Source organism: Enterococcus sp. LJL120 (assembly GCF_054871765.1).
The window spans coordinates 242,496-257,546 of the sequence record NZ_JBTXLV010000001.1; the positions used below are offsets into that span (position 1 = coordinate 242,496).

At 41.5% G+C, this 15,051-nt stretch carries 11 protein-coding genes; 4 read left to right on the forward strand and 7 right to left on the reverse strand.

Going from position 1 to position 15,051, the window contains the following annotated elements; all coding sequences use genetic code 11:
* Complete coding sequence (locus ACYSNU_RS01220; protein WP_461735405.1) at positions 1–375, forward strand: hypothetical protein; 375 nt, start codon at positions 1–3, stop codon at positions 373–375.
* A 52-nt stretch (positions 376–427) separates the two neighbouring features.
* Positions 428–1,759, forward strand: coding sequence for a glucosaminidase domain-containing protein (locus ACYSNU_RS01225; RefSeq protein WP_461735406.1), 1,332 nt, complete (start codon positions 428–430; stop codon positions 1,757–1,759).
* Between the two features lie 184 nt (positions 1,760–1,943).
* On the opposite strand, the gene ACYSNU_RS01230 is transcribed toward ACYSNU_RS01225, so the two are convergent.
* The 3 genes from ACYSNU_RS01230 to ACYSNU_RS01240 are packed head-to-tail and all read right to left on the reverse strand — an operon-like array spanning position 1,944 to position 6,130.
* A complete protein-coding gene (locus tag ACYSNU_RS01230; RefSeq protein ID WP_461735407.1) occupies positions 1,944–3,359 on the reverse strand; it encodes a glycoside hydrolase family 1 protein in 1,416 nt (471 codons plus the stop codon).
* Between the two features lie 42 nt (positions 3,360–3,401).
* Entirely contained in the window at positions 3,402–4,715 is a 1,314-nt protein-coding gene (locus ACYSNU_RS01235; RefSeq protein WP_461735408.1) for a PTS sugar transporter subunit IIC, read from the reverse strand.
* Positions 4,716–4,747: 32 nt separating this feature from the next.
* Positions 4,748–6,130: a glycoside hydrolase family 1 protein gene (locus tag ACYSNU_RS01240; RefSeq protein ID WP_461735409.1), complete on the reverse strand. Its 1,383-nt coding sequence runs from the start codon at positions 6,128–6,130 to the stop codon at positions 4,748–4,750.
* Positions 6,131–6,294: 164 nt separating this feature from the next.
* On the opposite strand from ACYSNU_RS01240, the gene ACYSNU_RS01245 reads away from it, so the two are divergent.
* Entirely contained in the window at positions 6,295–7,014 is a 720-nt protein-coding gene (locus ACYSNU_RS01245; protein WP_461735410.1) for a GntR family transcriptional regulator, read from the forward strand.
* 63 nt (positions 7,015–7,077) lie between these two features.
* Here the strand turns inward: ACYSNU_RS01245 and ACYSNU_RS01250 are convergent, their stop codons facing one another.
* Genes ACYSNU_RS01250 through ACYSNU_RS01260 form a run of 3 tightly spaced genes read right to left on the reverse strand, consistent with a single transcriptional unit; the run spans position 7,078 to position 11,161 of the window.
* Complete coding sequence (locus ACYSNU_RS01250) at positions 7,078–7,689, reverse strand: hypothetical protein (RefSeq protein WP_461735411.1); 612 nt, start codon at positions 7,687–7,689, stop codon at positions 7,078–7,080.
* Positions 7,690–7,705: 16 nt separating this feature from the next.
* Positions 7,706–9,826 (reverse strand): hydantoinase/oxoprolinase family protein, encoded by a 2,121-nt coding sequence (locus ACYSNU_RS01255; RefSeq protein WP_461735412.1) that lies wholly within the window; start codon positions 9,824–9,826, stop codon positions 7,706–7,708.
* A gap of 12 nt (positions 9,827–9,838) precedes the next feature.
* Positions 9,839–11,161 carry a citrate transporter gene (locus ACYSNU_RS01260; protein WP_461735413.1) on the reverse strand — a complete coding sequence of 441 codons (1,323 nt, stop codon included), beginning with the start codon at positions 11,159–11,161 and terminating at the stop codon, positions 9,839–9,841.
* 331 nt (positions 11,162–11,492) lie between these two features.
* Here ACYSNU_RS01260 and ACYSNU_RS01265 point away from each other — a divergent pair, with 331 nt between their 5' ends.
* Positions 11,493–12,254 carry an alpha/beta fold hydrolase gene (locus ACYSNU_RS01265; protein WP_461735414.1) on the forward strand — a complete coding sequence of 254 codons (762 nt, stop codon included), beginning with the start codon at positions 11,493–11,495 and terminating at the stop codon, positions 12,252–12,254.
* A 124-nt stretch (positions 12,255–12,378) separates the two neighbouring features.
* Here the strand turns inward: ACYSNU_RS01265 and ACYSNU_RS01270 are convergent, their stop codons facing one another.
* Positions 12,379–14,745: an ABC transporter ATP-binding protein/permease gene (locus ACYSNU_RS01270; RefSeq protein WP_461735415.1), complete on the reverse strand. Its 2,367-nt coding sequence runs from the start codon at positions 14,743–14,745 to the stop codon at positions 12,379–12,381.
* Between the last annotated feature and the right edge of the window lie 306 nt (positions 14,746–15,051).

A 15,051-nucleotide genomic window follows, 5' to 3' on the forward strand; every position in this document is an offset into this window, starting at 1 on the left:
ATGAAATTTAGCAAAGATGCACTGACAAAACAATACAAGCTGCTGACATTAATTTACTTTATTGCCTCGCTTGTCTTTATGTTGTTATTTTTAATTCTGTTGATTGTCTTTTATCTCACGCCTTTTCGGGATAATGTTACAATTAGTCACTTGTTTTTCCTGCTTTTCTGTTTGTTAATGGTCTTTTATCTCCGCTTTAACGCCTTTAATTATGAAAGAATGGCGAATCGCGATGATAAGGATTCAAGCAAAGAAGAGGCAAAAGCACCAGTGAAACTTAAAAGCAATTTGAATTCAAACCGCAATCGAATTAGTGGGGGCAGTAATCGTTCTCGAAAAAAAATCTCGGTTTCGGGTAAAAAAGAAAGATACTAGAGGAATACGGGACTCTGTTTTATGCAAGTCTGCTAGGGAGGAACACTGAAAAATGAAATATAAAAAAGTTGTCAATGGTCTGTTGATTTGCAGTGCTGTGTTGGTCAGCGCTGGCGCCTTTTATCTTCAGTCCCATTTATTTAATGAAACATCTGCCCAGGAGCAATCGGGAATAGTTGTGCAAAGCAGCGAGAGTGAGGCCGTTAGCGACAGCAGTCAGGAGGTTGCTGATGTTGTCAGCTCAGAGAGTTCTGCTGTGATAGTTGAAGAGACTTCCGAAAGCTCACAGCCGGTTGTCGAATCAACAACACCGCCAGTGACAGAATCAACGACAGAGCCTTCCGTCAGCACCGAGCCAACTGAATCCACTTCAAGCAGCGAAGCGCCGATAGAAAGTTCTTCAACTGAGCCGTCTGAAACGACTGACTCCAGTTCAAGCACGGCCACTGATGACTCATCGACTACCGATAGCTCGACGACACCAGCACCAGAAAATCCTTCAGGGGGCAACACAGAAACGCCGACACCAACGCCAACACCGGCTCCTGAGGAAACAACAACCGCAACACCTGCCGAACAGCAGGTAATTCAAGCGATTCAACCGCCATTAACTAGCGGTTCTGTAGAAAGCAATTATAATTATTCTGTCACTGCCAACAAAACGACGGCAGAATTTATCGAAGCCATCGGTAAAGACGCCCAAGAAATCGCTTGGAATGCTGATTTATATGCATCTGTTATGATTGCCCAAGCCATTTTAGAAACCGGCTCAGGGAATAGCCGCCTATCATCAGAGCCAAACTTTAATTTATTTGGGATTAAAGGCAGCTACAACGGTGAAAGTGTCAGCTTTAACACCCAAGAAGATGACGGCTCAGGTACTTTATATACCATTCAAGCCAGCTTCAGAAAATATCCTAGCTACCGTCAATCTTTAGAAGATTACGCTGAACTTTTGCGGGGGGGAATTCAAGGTAACAGTTCCTTCTACAGCCAAACTTGGAAAGTCAATGCTGACTCTTATCAAGACGTCACCGCCTTTTTAACTGGCCGTTACGCTACAGATACCAATTATAATTTGAAACTAAACGCTTTGATTGAGGCCTATAATTTAGCTGACTACGATCAAAAACCAAATGCTGGCGAAACTAGTTCCGCTGCTACTGAGTCCGCTGAAGCTAGTAACAACTCAGCACAGCTTTCTGGCAATACAAAGGTCAACAGCATCTCAACAAATAATCGAAGCAGCCAAGGGGCAACGATTGCTGCCACTAAGATTTCCGGCAATAGCTTAGCCAATGATGTCATTACCAAATCGATTATTCAAAGCCCAGCGAACCAAATTTTAGGCAGTCTTTCACCATGGAATAAAATTAATCAATAAACTTAAATCACCTGATTCTTTCAAGAGACAATGGTCTAGTAGATTGAATCAGGTGTTTTTTTATAAGAAATTAGTCAGAGGCAGAGACATTTTTAAATAAAATTTCCAAACAAAAATCAGTCATTCCCCAAGGCAATTGCACTAGGGGCGTGACTGATTTTTTTGAAATCCTTCAGTTTGATAATTAGCTTAGATTTTCTGTATGATACTCGAAGCCATTTTCAGCACTCAAATTTTTGTAAAAAATGCCGCTTTGTTTGATGGTTCGCTTTTGCGTGGCCAAATCTAGAGAAACTAAGCCATAGCGATTTTTGTAGGCATTAATCCAAGACCAGCAGTCAATAAAAGTCCAGAGATGATACCCTTTGAGATTACAGCCGGCTTCAATTGCCAACCAGACATAAGCTAGATGATCTTTTATATAATCAATGCGGTAGGTATCTTCAATCTTTCCCGCTTGATTCATAAAGCGTTCCTCATCTGCAACTCCCATGCCATTTTCTGAGATAAAGGCTTCGATATTTCCGTAATTATTTTTAATATCCAGACAAAGGTCCAAAATGCCTTTAGGATAAATCTCCCAGCCTCGGTATTCATTCATGCGCCGGCCTGGCATAATATGGTGCTCAAAAAACCAGTCTGGTAGAAAAGGGCCCGCTTCATTAATCGCGGTCAAGCGAGCCTTTACCCGGCGGGGCTCATAATAATTTAAACCTAAAATCTGGGCGACATTATTTTTGATACAGTCGAGATCGGCTGGTTGAAAATCAAGCGGTAATTGATCGTATTCTTCAAGCAGCTGAACTAACTTGCTTGGAAAAACACCTTTCACCATCGGATCTAAATAGCTTCTCGTATAGAACAAATCGGCAATCTCAGCAGCTTTGACATCTGCTTCATTTTTACTTCGAGGATAAGTTGGGCTCAGGTTTAAAATGACGCCAATCCTACTGGGAAGCTGATGGCGTTTGAAGGCTTCAATGGCCTTTGCATGAGCTAAAATCGTAAAGAAAGCAGCTTGAGCACCTCGTTTAAAATCAATCAGGTTTGGATAGTGAAAGTCCTCTAAATAACCACCTAAAATTGGTCCAAGGGGTTCATTAAAAGTAAACCAATGCGCAACTAAATCACCAAATTCTTTAAAACAAGTATCTGCGAAATGAACATAAGCCGCCACAACATCCCGGGATTCCCAGCCGCCAATGTCCTGTAGCTTAGCGGGCATGTCGAAGTGATATAAATTAGCAAAAACTTCTATACCATTGGACTTCATTTCAGTAAATAATGCTCGATAAAAGCTGATGGCTTGCGGATTGACTTCACCAGTGCCACCGGCAGGAAACATTCTAGCCCAAGAAATCGAAGTTCGAAATGAATTATGTCCCGTTGCGACCATCAATGCGACATCTTCTTTGAAGCGATGGAGATGGTCATCCGTCACGGCAGAACTGACGCCTTGATAAAAGCGATTAGGTTCTTCTTTAAACCAACGCTCCCAAATGGTTTCAGCCTTGCCGGTGGTTCCGCGGCCTTCAGCCTGTTCTGCTGACCAGGCTGAGCCCCACCAAAAATTTTCCGGAAATTTAAGTTGCTTGTTCATAACATACCTTCTTTACAAAAAATAATTTCAATAGTTGACTGATTAAAACTCGCGTGCTAATTCTGCCTGTTTAATCGATACTTTTTCACTGATTTTAAGGAAAGGCAGATAGATGATAACCCCTAAGACAATCAGTAATACTTGGAGGACAGGAGCTCGCCAATCGCCGGCAGTCGCTAACCAGCCGCTGATGACAGGCGGCGTTATCCATGGAACGAGGACCACGGTCTTACTGACTAATCCAATCGACGTTGCAAAATAAGCGATTAAAGTTTGCAGGGCAGGTAAGCAAACGAAGGGAATCATCATTGGAATATTAAAGACAATCGGCAAACCAAAAATGATCGGCTCGTTGATTTCAAAAAGACTTGGTGCCGCTCCCAATTTGGCAATTTCCCGGTAAGGTTTAAACTTAGAAAAGATTAAAATAGCAATCACTAGCGAAATGGTTGCGCCAGTACCGCCCATCTGTGCAAAGGCGGTTTGAAATGAGACCGTCAAAATATGTGGCGGCTCGATACCATTGGCAAAGGCGAGCATATTGTCATTGATATTTTGTGTCATAAAAGGCTCAGTGAAGGAGCCGTTAATAACCGATTGGTGAATCCCAAAGGTAAACAGAAAATTACCAAAGCTATACAAGAAAATATAGCCAAAGAGACTGGTACTAATGCCCCGTAACGGTTCTTGGATTAAATTGACAATCAAGGTGATTAAATCTGTTCCTAAGGTGATGTTCAGCACCAAAGCCAATACAGCAAAAACTGAGATACTTAAAATTGCTGGAATCAAAACGTTAAATGATTTCGACACCGCTGGCGGGACATCTTCGCCTAAATTAATTTTTAAATGTTTTCTTTTTGAAAGGAATACTAGTAATTCTGTTTCGACTAATCCGATAATAATTCCGGCAAACATTGATGAAGTACCAAGATTTGAGAAGGAAAGAACTCCGGTTGCTGCAATTTCAACATCACCGGTTACCGATGAAATCGAGAGCTGCAAGGGCATCATTACAATTAAAGTTGCCAAGGCCATAATTGCGGCTGAAATCGGATTTTCAAAATTCCGATTTCTTGATAAAAAGTAACCAATGGTCGGACATAACAATAATCCGGCAATATTCAGTGTTCCGTTGGTAATTGCTGTCCCAAATTGTTGAACGGTGACTAAAAAATCACCTTCAAATAAAAAGGGGAAGATAACCGAGTTGACGAGTACCGCCAACCCAGCGAGAATAAATAGCGGCATAATTGTCGCAAAGGAATCCCTCAAAGACCGTAAATGAATTTGTTCCCCAACTTTTGAAGCAATCTCAACAAACTTATCCATTCTTTTTGATGATTTACCATCCATTTAAAAAACCTCCTAAACTAAACCTTCTGAATTTAATCTGCCTGTTTTTTGTAAATCAACTCACCATTGCTGGCGATAACATCTTTAAACCAATAATAGCTTTTCTTCGGAACACGCTTCATATCCCGCAAATCATGATTGGTTCTGTTGACATAGACCAGACCGTATCTCTTGCGCATATCCCCTTGAGAACTCAAGATATCGATTAAGCCCCAGCCTAGATAGCCCATCACTTCAACACCATCAATAAACATGGCGTCATACATCGCCTGTAAATGATTTTTATGATAATCAATGCGGTATTGGTCATCAATTGGATTGCTGCCGTCCCATTCCTCTTGAACACCGACGCCATTTTCAATCGGAAAGACTGGCAGGCGATACCGTTGATACATTTTATTTAAGACATCTCTGAAGCCCAGAGGATCAATCTGCCAATTCCATTCGGTGGTTGGAATGTTGGGATTGTCTTGTTTCCCAAAGGACAAGTAAAAATTAGGGGCTGTCCCTTCAGGAATCATTTCTGAATTAACCGTAGTCGATGCATAATAGCTAAAGCTGAGAAAATCATTTTTCATTTTTTTAATATCGGCTAATTCACCATCTAGAATATTCATCTGGATATTGTTCGTCTCAACAAAGGTCATCATCTCTTTGGAGTAAACACCCTTTGTATAAGCATCTAACAAGGTATAGTTGATAAACTCATCCCATTTACGAGCAGCTAAAATATCTTCAGGTTTACTAGTAGCCGGATAAACTTCAGAATAAGCCAACATCCCACCAACATAAGCTGAAGTTTGTTCATTAATAAAAGTGGCGATGCGGGCATGGGCAACCATCACGTTATGCAAAATTTTATACAAATCATCGACATTTTTTTCACCCATTTGATAGCCGCTGATTCTGAAAGCTTCGGGTGTGTGATAAAGATTTTGTTCATTAAAAATAATCCAATATTTAACTTTGCTGGCAAAACGTTTGACCATCTCATTGCCGTATCGCACAAAAGCAGCTAAGACTTCTTTACTCATAAAGCCGTTATATTTTTCAGCAAGATGTAAAGGCATATCAAAATGATAAAGACAAATCATCGGTTCAATTCCACGTTCCAATAAGGCATCAATCAATTTGTCGTAATAGGCAATTCCTTCTTCGTTAAATTCGCCATCGCCATCTGTAACAACTCTGCTCCAAGAAATTTGGAAACGATACATATTCATGCCGAGGTCTTTGATAAAATCAAAATCCTCATCATAGGAATGGAAATTATCGTTGGCTACTTTCCAATCGCTGGCTGTCTCGGTGGCTTCGCGAATATCATAGACAGATAGGCTTTTTCCACCCTCATTCCAGCCACCTTCCGTTTGCATACTTGAAACAGAATTGCCCCAAAAAAATTTTTCTTTCTTCATCAAATTCTTGCGCTCCTTTCTTTTTGTAACGCTTACAAAAGAAGTTTAGCACGATTTTTTAATAATGACAACTCAAATTTTAAAATTTGTAAACACAAATTTTGTTGTGTTCTTTTAAAAGAACCAATATAATGGATTTGAAAATGAGAAATGAGGTTGTGGAGATGAGTTTATATAAAAGAATTGCAGATGATTTGCGTTCAAAAATTTTAGATGGCAGTTATGTCGGCGGCAGCGCGTTACCAGAACAGGTTTTACTGGCAAAAGAGTATCAGACGAGTCGGGTAACTATTCAAAAGGCTTTGGATATCTTAAAAGCAGAGGGGCTAATATACAGTCGACAGGGCTCAGGTACTTTTGTTAAAGAAAATACCAATACCTTAGCGAATTTAGACAATCAGATTGATGTCTATGATGGTGTGACTGCCAGCTTTAGCTCGCAAGGAGAAATTACTAGTCAGATTTTAAGCTTTGATGTTCGTTTTCCAAGCCCGTTGGAGATGGAAAAATTATTAATTCCCAAATCCTCGGCAGTCTATGAAATCAATCGGCTACGTTTTTTTAACGGTGAGCCACTTTTATTAGAATATACAATTATGCCAGTTGAGGTTATTCCCAGAGTTTCTGAAGAGGTCTTGAACAGTTCGATTTATCATTATATAAAACATGATTTGGGGCTGGAAATGGGGCTAGCCAATCGGCGTATCCATGCCGATAAACCAAGTGAGCTGGACCAACAATATCTTGACTGCGAAATCACCGATCCTGTGCTTGAAGTCGAACAAGTCGTCTATTTAAATTCTGGTGTCCCTTTTGAATACTCAAAAACCAGAAGGCGGTATGACAAAGGGGATGTCCTGATGATTCAGGCGAGTAAGAAGTAAATGAAAAAGCAGTAAAGATAAAAAATCTTTGGTGATTTTTATCTTTACTGCTTTTTTTATTTTTTATTCCTCTGTTACAAGCCCAGCAACTTCCTCTTGAATCTGCCGAACTCTCTGGCTGCTCGTTCCTTCCGACTGCCACAAGTCTGAAAAATCCAGAGCATTTCCTAAATAGGGAAGGCCAGTCATTAGCTGAGCAAATTTATGGGCTGTGATTTCTTTTGATTCCTGCAAATTTGCAACAGAATGTAGCGGCCCCAAGCGAATGGTGGTTATCTGCAATTTTGGGTATTCCCTTTGCGGACCAAGTTGAAATTCGCTGAGATAATGGTAAAGCTCATGGGCAATAACCAATTCTTTAATTTGTGAGAAGGGAAGGCCTGTTTGCTGCTGCAATTTTTTTATTGTGTTTGTGAAAATGGTCAGCTCAGCCTGTTGTCTTTTTGGAAAAATTTCCAGTTGCCCCCGCAGAGAAGTTTCTTTTTCTGATTCAATCAGGGTGATGGGCAAGGTTTCTAATAGTGCAAAGCTGTCATACTTTTGAAAAGCTTCAAAATAATCATGGCCTTTTTTTAAGGCTAGACGGCATTCAGGTAAAATCTCTTTTTTAGGAATTTTAAAAAAGAGACGGTCTTTTTTTAGCTGCCAATAGGCTAATTCTAAATCAGTTAGCATAGCCATAAGCCTCCTGTTAATAAAGTTGATTGGCAGCGATAATCATGACTTCTTCTTCCGAGTTGACATTGGCCAACTCCAAGTCCACAAGCATTAATAATTGCTGGAAATCCTGGGTTGAAAAATCCATTAGTCTAGGACCGACGCAGATATAAAAATCAGGGCGAATAATTAAATCTGATTTATAATTGGCCATGTCCTCCCAGAAGTTTTGCAGGACATCTAAATAATTTTGAATAAAGGTTTTACGGACACGAGCATTGCCCCGCTGGACCTTAATAAAGCCTTTATCGTCCAATAAACGAATCGCTTCGCCGGTGGCTGCATTCATGCCAAAGACCGAAAAGTAATTGGTACTGTCGATTAGACTAACCGCTTCCGGCAGAGCTTGGAAATCTTGCCGGGCTAACTCAAAGGCTTCAGCTTGGGAAATTTTCAAATTGTCTTCGCCAGTTTGAACTTCGGTGGAGCCTGTGGCAATCGCTGTTACTTTTTGTGTTTGCGAGTCAATGTCGATATGGACTTCAACGCTTTCTTTGGTTGCGCCGCTTTCAATTGCCTTATCCATAGCTTCTTGTTTAATTTGTTTGATATCATTTTTGCTGGGATTAGGAATCATCCGTTCCACTACATCTTGAACGAGAGCCAAGGCGACACCAATTGAAGAAATGACCTCAGCATTTTCAGGAATACTGTACTTCAAACCCAGCTTGTCGGCACAGTAAACGATTAAGGAAGAGGCGCCACCGCCGACACCTACCAAAGAAATCTGTTCTTGCTCTAGCTTATATTTATTGGCTAAGCCAAGAATCACGGGTTTAATTTTAGCAAAGGCTTTTTCCAAAATGCCTTCTGCGACTTCTTCAGGTGTCTGCTGCAGATAATCTGCTAAAGGCTGAATCGCTTTGCGGGCGGATTCAACGTTTCCATAAGAAAAATGTTCTGGCTTAACTAAGCCCAAGATATTGGCAGCACAGGTTGTGGTGATGGTGACTCGTTTGCCACTAGCTAGGCGAATGGCTACATAATCTTTAGGATCGCCTTCTTTTGGTGCAAAAAATTCTAATTGCGGGTCGACAATTTCTTCAAGAGGGGTAAAAACGGCATAGTCTAAACCTGCAATATGGGCGCTTCGAGGTCCAACATCAGCCAATTGCTGCTGATTGGCCCGCACCATACTGCCGCCAGCCACCCCTAAAACTTTGACATCTAAGGAACTAATATAGGTATTGCGGCCGCTGATTTGAGAATAGTCAATGGCTGGGCGACCATCTTTAATGACGCCAATATTGGTGGAGGTGCCGCCAACTTCAAAGTAAACACCATTTGAGGCCCGCAAATAAATAAGAGAGCCCATGACACTAGCGGCTGGCCCGGATAGCATGGTCAGCACGGGTCTTTTTTTCATTTCGGCGACGTCCATGACGCCACCGTCGCCCCGCATAATCATCAAAGGCACATCCACTCCAGAGGAATGAACACTGGCTTCTGTTGAATTGGCGGTTTCCAACATCTTCGGTAAAATTGAGCCGTTCAAGACGGCGGTGCGAGTCCGACGGGAAAGGCCGTACAATTTTGTCATTTCTGAAGCAACAGTGTAGAGGTAGCCGCGTTTTTTTATAGTCTCAGCAATCAGGCGCTCTTTTTTGCTGCTATCAACACCAAAAGCGCTTGTGACAACAAAGACCTCCACTCCTAAATCATGGAGCTCATCGATGGCTTGATTAACCCGGCTAGGATTGAACTCTCTAGGCTTAATAAAACGACTGTGAATTTCAATTTCCCGTCCGGTGCCTAAATCAATATTTTTCATGTTCATTTGTTTGCGGGTAATTAAGCCTTCAAAGAAACCCTCCGCTGTAGAAATAATCCCAATTTTAGCGACATCGCCTTCAAGTAAAGCATTGGTCGCCTGTGTGGTACTATGGGCAACAAAAACGACTTCTTCAGGGGCAATTGAATATTCCTGAAGACATTTTAAAAAGGCATTGACCACACCAGTTGCGACCCCTTTTTGATCGTCATGGGTCGTTTTGACAGAAGATTTGCCAATAATTTCTTTGGTGGCATTGTCAATCGCCACCGCTTTTGTATGGGTTCCGCCAACATCAATGCCGACACGGACTTTTCTATTCATTGGTGGACCTCCTTAATTGCCAAACCAGATAAAGGTTAGCATTTCTAAAATCAGACAAATCAGCATCCCGGGAAGCAGCGCCATTTTCATGTAATCGCGGCTCTCGACCTTGGCATAACCTAGCCCCCATGAAATCCAAGAAGTTGTGATATCAAAGTGACCCATGCCGACTAAAATCGACAGGAAGAGGGGATATAAAAAAGTAATCGGTAAGTCGGGATTCACTTGCATAATCACGGCTAAGATGGCCGCACCAGAGCCGACTAAATTCATCGGGCCTCTAAACCAAGTCAAAGGACTCAGGACAATAAATAAAACACAGAGGGCCAAAGCCGAAGTCGGAATAGTTCCGCCAATCATTGTTTGAAAATAAGGGCCAGCAAAGGATGAAGCGGCATTAAACATCGACAAGGCCATCCAAAATCCAACTAGAGCCGAGGTATCCTTGACAGCATCAGAGTATAATTTTGTAAAGGTTCGACTGGCCGCCCGGAAGCCCTCAGTTAATTCTCGGCAAACAACTAAAGCAAAAATTGAGGCCAAAATAAAACAGAGAATCACCGGCAGTTTTAAGAAGATTACACCAATTACCGGGAGAAAGGGGGTTAATAGAGCAATATTTGGCGCATTCTTGACGTCACTTTCATCTTCTTCGATGTCGGCACTATCCCAATTGAAGACCGGATTGGCTCTTTTCAAAAAGAAGAGGGCAAAGGATGAGACAACCGCAAGCATCACGATAAAACCAATAATCCCAAAATTAAAATATTGGTTATAGGTGTAACTTGAGCCTGTTTCAAAAAAAGCATGATACTGGGTAAAGTTTATCGGATTGATAAAAATTCCGGCCGCCACAGAGCCGGTAAAAGAAAACAGAGCCACCGACTTGGGAATTCCAATTGAAAATAAAATCGGCAATACGACAATCGCAATTGAAATTACCGGACCAGCACCAGCTAGAGAGGTAAAAATGATACCTGTTATAACATTCACAATAACTAGTATTAAACCGCTATTATCGCCGCCAAGCTCGACTGACTTACGAATAATCGTCGCCGCAATCCCGGTATCTAAGAGGACTCGTCCAAAAAAAGCCCCAAAGAAGACATTGACTAAAACAGCGCCCCAGGTTTCAGGGGCATTTTGATAGACAGCCTGCAGCATCGTACCGATTTCAGACCAGCTGACACCTACAGAAAGATGGCCGATAATCGGTAAAATAGTCCACAAAGAGGCCATTAAAAAAAAGCCGACCATTAGGTTAAAGCCCTTTACTGAATAAAGGACTAGCCCAAAGAAAGATAAAATTAAAATAATGCCAATAAGTAAATCCATAACGCACTCCTCAAGAAAAGATTATTGGCTTATTATACTCTTTCTGAAAGAATTATTAAATACTTTTCATCAGATATCTTTGCTTGAATTCAGAGAAAAGAGCCTGATTTTCCTCAGCTTTTCCCAAAAATGATAGCTGGTAATTTATTTTGCAAACTTTTTTCATAGGGGAATGAAAAATTATTTCTAATAAAAATCTCATCTAAATATTTTTCACAAGTTGAAACAGTTAAGCACCAGCTTTTTCTTTCGTGCAAAAAGTCATAAGCCAATCGTGAGAATCCTAAAATAATTTTTGTTATAATGAAGACAAATGAAAGGGGTTTTTAAAATGCCAAGTAAAAAAATTCATCTAGTGATTGATGATATTCCGGCATTTGAAGTGGTGGAGGAAGCTCTGCAGGAGGCCGAGCTGCCGCTGATTATCTATTATCATGGTTGGCAGACCAATAAAAATTTGGCGATGACACAAGCTCGCCGGCTAGCAGGACTAGGCTTTCGGGTGTGTTTGCCGGATGCTCCGAATCACGGGGAGCGGCATCAGCCGGTTTCAACAGTGCCTTCGTTAACTTTTTGGGAAACGATTCATGGCAATCTTTTTGAATTTGAAAAAATTCGTGACTTCTTTTTAAAAAAACGACCGAATAATGGTCGCCTTGGCGTTGGTGGTTTTTCAATGGGGGGCATGACGACGGCCGCTTTATTAACCCACCACCCGGAGATTGATGCGGCAGTCTGTTTGATGGGTACGCCTAGCCCTAAGGCCTTCATCGATACGACGATTATGCGTCGGAAAGAAGCGAATATCTTTTTGCCTAGTGATTATCGCGATTTAATGAGTTGGACGCCGGCCTATGATTTAAGCGCTCATCCAGAAACGCTTAATGGCCGCCCTTTATTTTTCTGGCACGGGACAGAGGATTGGAAAATTCCGATTGACAGCGTGGTAAAATTTGTTGACGAAAATCGCAATACAGATGCAGGACGTAATATCTCACTGCATATTGGTGTCGGTGAGGGTCATTTATTAAAAATTCCCACGATGGAAAAAGCCAGTTTCTTTTTAAAGGAAATGTTGATTGACCGAGACTAATCGCAAAGGTTGAAGTAATCTGAGGTTAGAAATGAAAAATGTCTTACGAGTTATCACAATAATCCATTCACAGCAAAAAAGTCAGAAGGCCGTAACAGGCTTTCTGACTTTTTTTAAAATGAAACTAATCTGCGCGTAAGGCGATCGCAGCATCTTTTTTGGCTGCCATGCGGGCTGGAATGTGACCGCCTAGCATGGTAAGAATTGTACTGACTAGAATTAAGATGATACCCTGCATTGGTTCTAAGCGGGCCACATTTTCTAAGTCGGTCATATTGTACAAGATTGCGTTAATTGGGAAGGTTGCTAACCAAGCAATCAGCACCCCTAAAGCGCCAGAGGCAATCCCTAAAATAAAGGTTTCAGCATCAAAGACGCGGGTGATATCCTTTTTACGGGCACCTAAAGCTTTTAACACACCAATTTCCTTGGTGCGTTCAATAACAGAAGTGTAGGTGATGATGGAAATCATAATCATCGAGGTCACCAACGAAATCGCCGCAAAGGCAATCAAGACATAGGTGATGGCGTCCATAATGCCGCCAGTCAAAGTGGTCACAGTTCCCGCCAAATCGGTATAAACAATTTGATCCGCTTCGTCTTTGCCTTCATTGTAGGCATCTAAATAGTCTAGAATTTCTGTTTTATCATTAAAGCTATTCGGATAAATATAAATTGTTGTTGGCAAGCTAGAGCCACCTAGATAAGCTAGTAGTTGCTCTTTGCTAGTGTCGTCCAAGGCTTCACCGGTCATCACATTGGTACTGCTATTTTCTTGTGCTTCAACAATTGCCGAATTTTGATTGTCGTCAATAATTTGTTGGCTCAAAGTATCACTGTAGGCAATGCCGGTTGCCAAAAGATTTAAGTTGGAATCAGCTTTAATCCGTAAAATACCCGAAATTGTCAAAGTTGTATTGTTGCTATTGTTATACAGGCTTTCCAAATCGGTATTGGGAATAAATGTTCCAGTTGGTAATTGAGTATAGTAGTCATTATTGTTCACGACATCAATAGTCGTGCCGACAATTTGACTGTAATCAATTGCTTCACCGTTCGTAACGTCAAAGCCTAAGTTGGTCAGGGCATTGATATTTGTCGTGTTGTCCTCATCGACAATTAAAACGACATCGGTGGCCGCACTGGGATAGCTGCCGTCTAATAAATCATAATTTTCCTCTAAAAAACTACCGTTGTCAGTTGATTGCTGATGGGGAAATGTTGAAATCCCAACACCAGAGGCACTCGAAAAAGAACTGGCCGCACTGTTAGAGGTGGCCGCTTGATTTGAGAAGCTGACCTGCTGATAGCTGCCGTCAATGTCACGAATTAAATTCATATTGACGCCACGGGAATAGCCGATATTATTGGATAAATCAGCATCAAGGTCGTTGATATAATCGACAAAATCCTGATCAATTTTGTTGATGTGGGTCGCCGCATCCTGCTGACTAGTTTGGGCAATTACTTGATTATCAGCTGCCGCTTGATTGTCACTGCTGCTGTCCGTTGTGTCGGTATCTGAACTGTCAGTCGTGGCAGTAGTCGATGAACCAATGGCTGACGTGGTTACCTGAGAAATCGTGATGGGAAACTGAGACAAGGTTTCCGTCTGAGTATTGTCGATTTGTGTTTGGAAACCTGTCGACAAAGATAAAACAATCGCAATCCCGATAATGCCAATACTGGAGGCAAAGGCCGTTAAAAAGGTGCGGCCTTTTTTAGTGCGAATATTGTTGAAGGAAAGATTCAAGGCTGTGATAAAACGCATTTTGGTGCGTTTTAGAGTGAATTCATCGCCTTTTTTTCCTTCAATGTGGGGATGGGAGTCACTGATAATTCGACCGTCGGAAAATTCGATAATCCGGTCGGCATAATTTTTGGCCAGCTCAGGATTATGCGTCACCATCACCACTAATTTTTCTTTAGACAGCTCTTGAATCAATTCCATAATCTGCAGGCTGGTTTCTGAATCCAGTGCGCCCGTCGGTTCATCACAAAGTAGAATATCTGGGTCATTGGCTAGCGCTCGGGCAATCGCCACCCGCTGCATTTGACCGCCGGATAATTGATTAGGCTTTTTATGCATGTGGGCTTCTAAGCCAACACGAATCAAAGCCTCCTCTGCTTTTTTCTTTTTCTCTTCCCGCGGCACGCCGCTTAAAGTCATCCCCAGCTCAACATTTTCGATAATTCCCAGATGGCTGATTAGGTTGTAGCTTTGAAAGACAAAACCGATAGAATTATTGCGGTAGGCATCCCAATCGGAGTCTTTAAAAGTTTTTGTCGACTTGCCGTTAATGACCATGTCACCGGAATCATAGTTGTCTAAGCCGCCGATGACGTTCAGCATGGTGGTTTTCCCAGAACCACTCTGACCTAAAATAGCGACAAACTCCTTTTTACGAAAAGCCACGGACACGCCATCCAAAGCCTTGGTAATTGTGTCGCCGACTTTATAATATTTTTTGATATCCTTTAGTTCTAACATTAAACAACATCCCTTCATTGCAAAACAATTTATTTTAGGCCGCAGAAAAAGCCTGAGGTGTGTGATGGTCTCAGGCTTTTTTGCAGTTGCGGCGAGCTTTTAAAAGATAACCAAATCTGTTTTACATAAAGGACATTTGCATCAAGAACATTTAAAAGAAGGAGGTAAAACAGGCTTGGTTTTATTTGAAAAAAGCTGCCGACAATTCCATTTGACTAAAACTATCATTCTATTATTAACCTAAAATGAACAAAAATACCAATGAAGCGACTAGGAACAACTTGTCAGAATTGATTCATTTTGTCT

What these genes read in the sequence shown, in the direction of transcription:
- ACYSNU_RS01220 (WP_461735405.1), top strand. Translation starts at nt 1, where the DNA reads ATGAAATTTAGCAAAGATGCACTGACAAAACAATACAAGCTGCTGACA.
- ACYSNU_RS01225 (WP_461735406.1), top strand. Translation starts at nt 428, where the DNA reads ATGAAATATAAAAAAGTTGTCAATGGTCTGTTGATTTGCAGTGCTGTG.
- ACYSNU_RS01230 (WP_461735407.1), bottom strand. Translation starts at nt 3,359, where the DNA reads ATGAACAAGCAACTTAAATTTCCGGAAAATTTTTGGTGGGGCTCAGCC.
- ACYSNU_RS01235 (WP_461735408.1), bottom strand. Translation starts at nt 4,715, where the DNA reads ATGGATGGTAAATCATCAAAAAGAATGGATAAGTTTGTTGAGATTGCT.
- ACYSNU_RS01240 (WP_461735409.1), bottom strand. Translation starts at nt 6,130, where the DNA reads ATGAAGAAAGAAAAATTTTTTTGGGGCAATTCTGTTTCAAGTATGCAA.
- ACYSNU_RS01245 (WP_461735410.1), top strand. Translation starts at nt 6,295, where the DNA reads ATGAGTTTATATAAAAGAATTGCAGATGATTTGCGTTCAAAAATTTTA.
- ACYSNU_RS01250 (WP_461735411.1), bottom strand. Translation starts at nt 7,689, where the DNA reads ATGCTAACTGATTTAGAATTAGCCTATTGGCAGCTAAAAAAAGACCGT.
- ACYSNU_RS01255 (WP_461735412.1), bottom strand. Translation starts at nt 9,826, where the DNA reads ATGAATAGAAAAGTCCGTGTCGGCATTGATGTTGGCGGAACCCATACA.
- ACYSNU_RS01260 (WP_461735413.1), bottom strand. Translation starts at nt 11,161, where the DNA reads ATGGATTTACTTATTGGCATTATTTTAATTTTATCTTTCTTTGGGCTA.
- ACYSNU_RS01265 (WP_461735414.1), top strand. Translation starts at nt 11,493, where the DNA reads ATGCCAAGTAAAAAAATTCATCTAGTGATTGATGATATTCCGGCATTT.
- ACYSNU_RS01270 (WP_461735415.1), bottom strand. Translation starts at nt 14,745, where the DNA reads ATGTTAGAACTAAAGGATATCAAAAAATATTATAAAGTCGGCGACACA.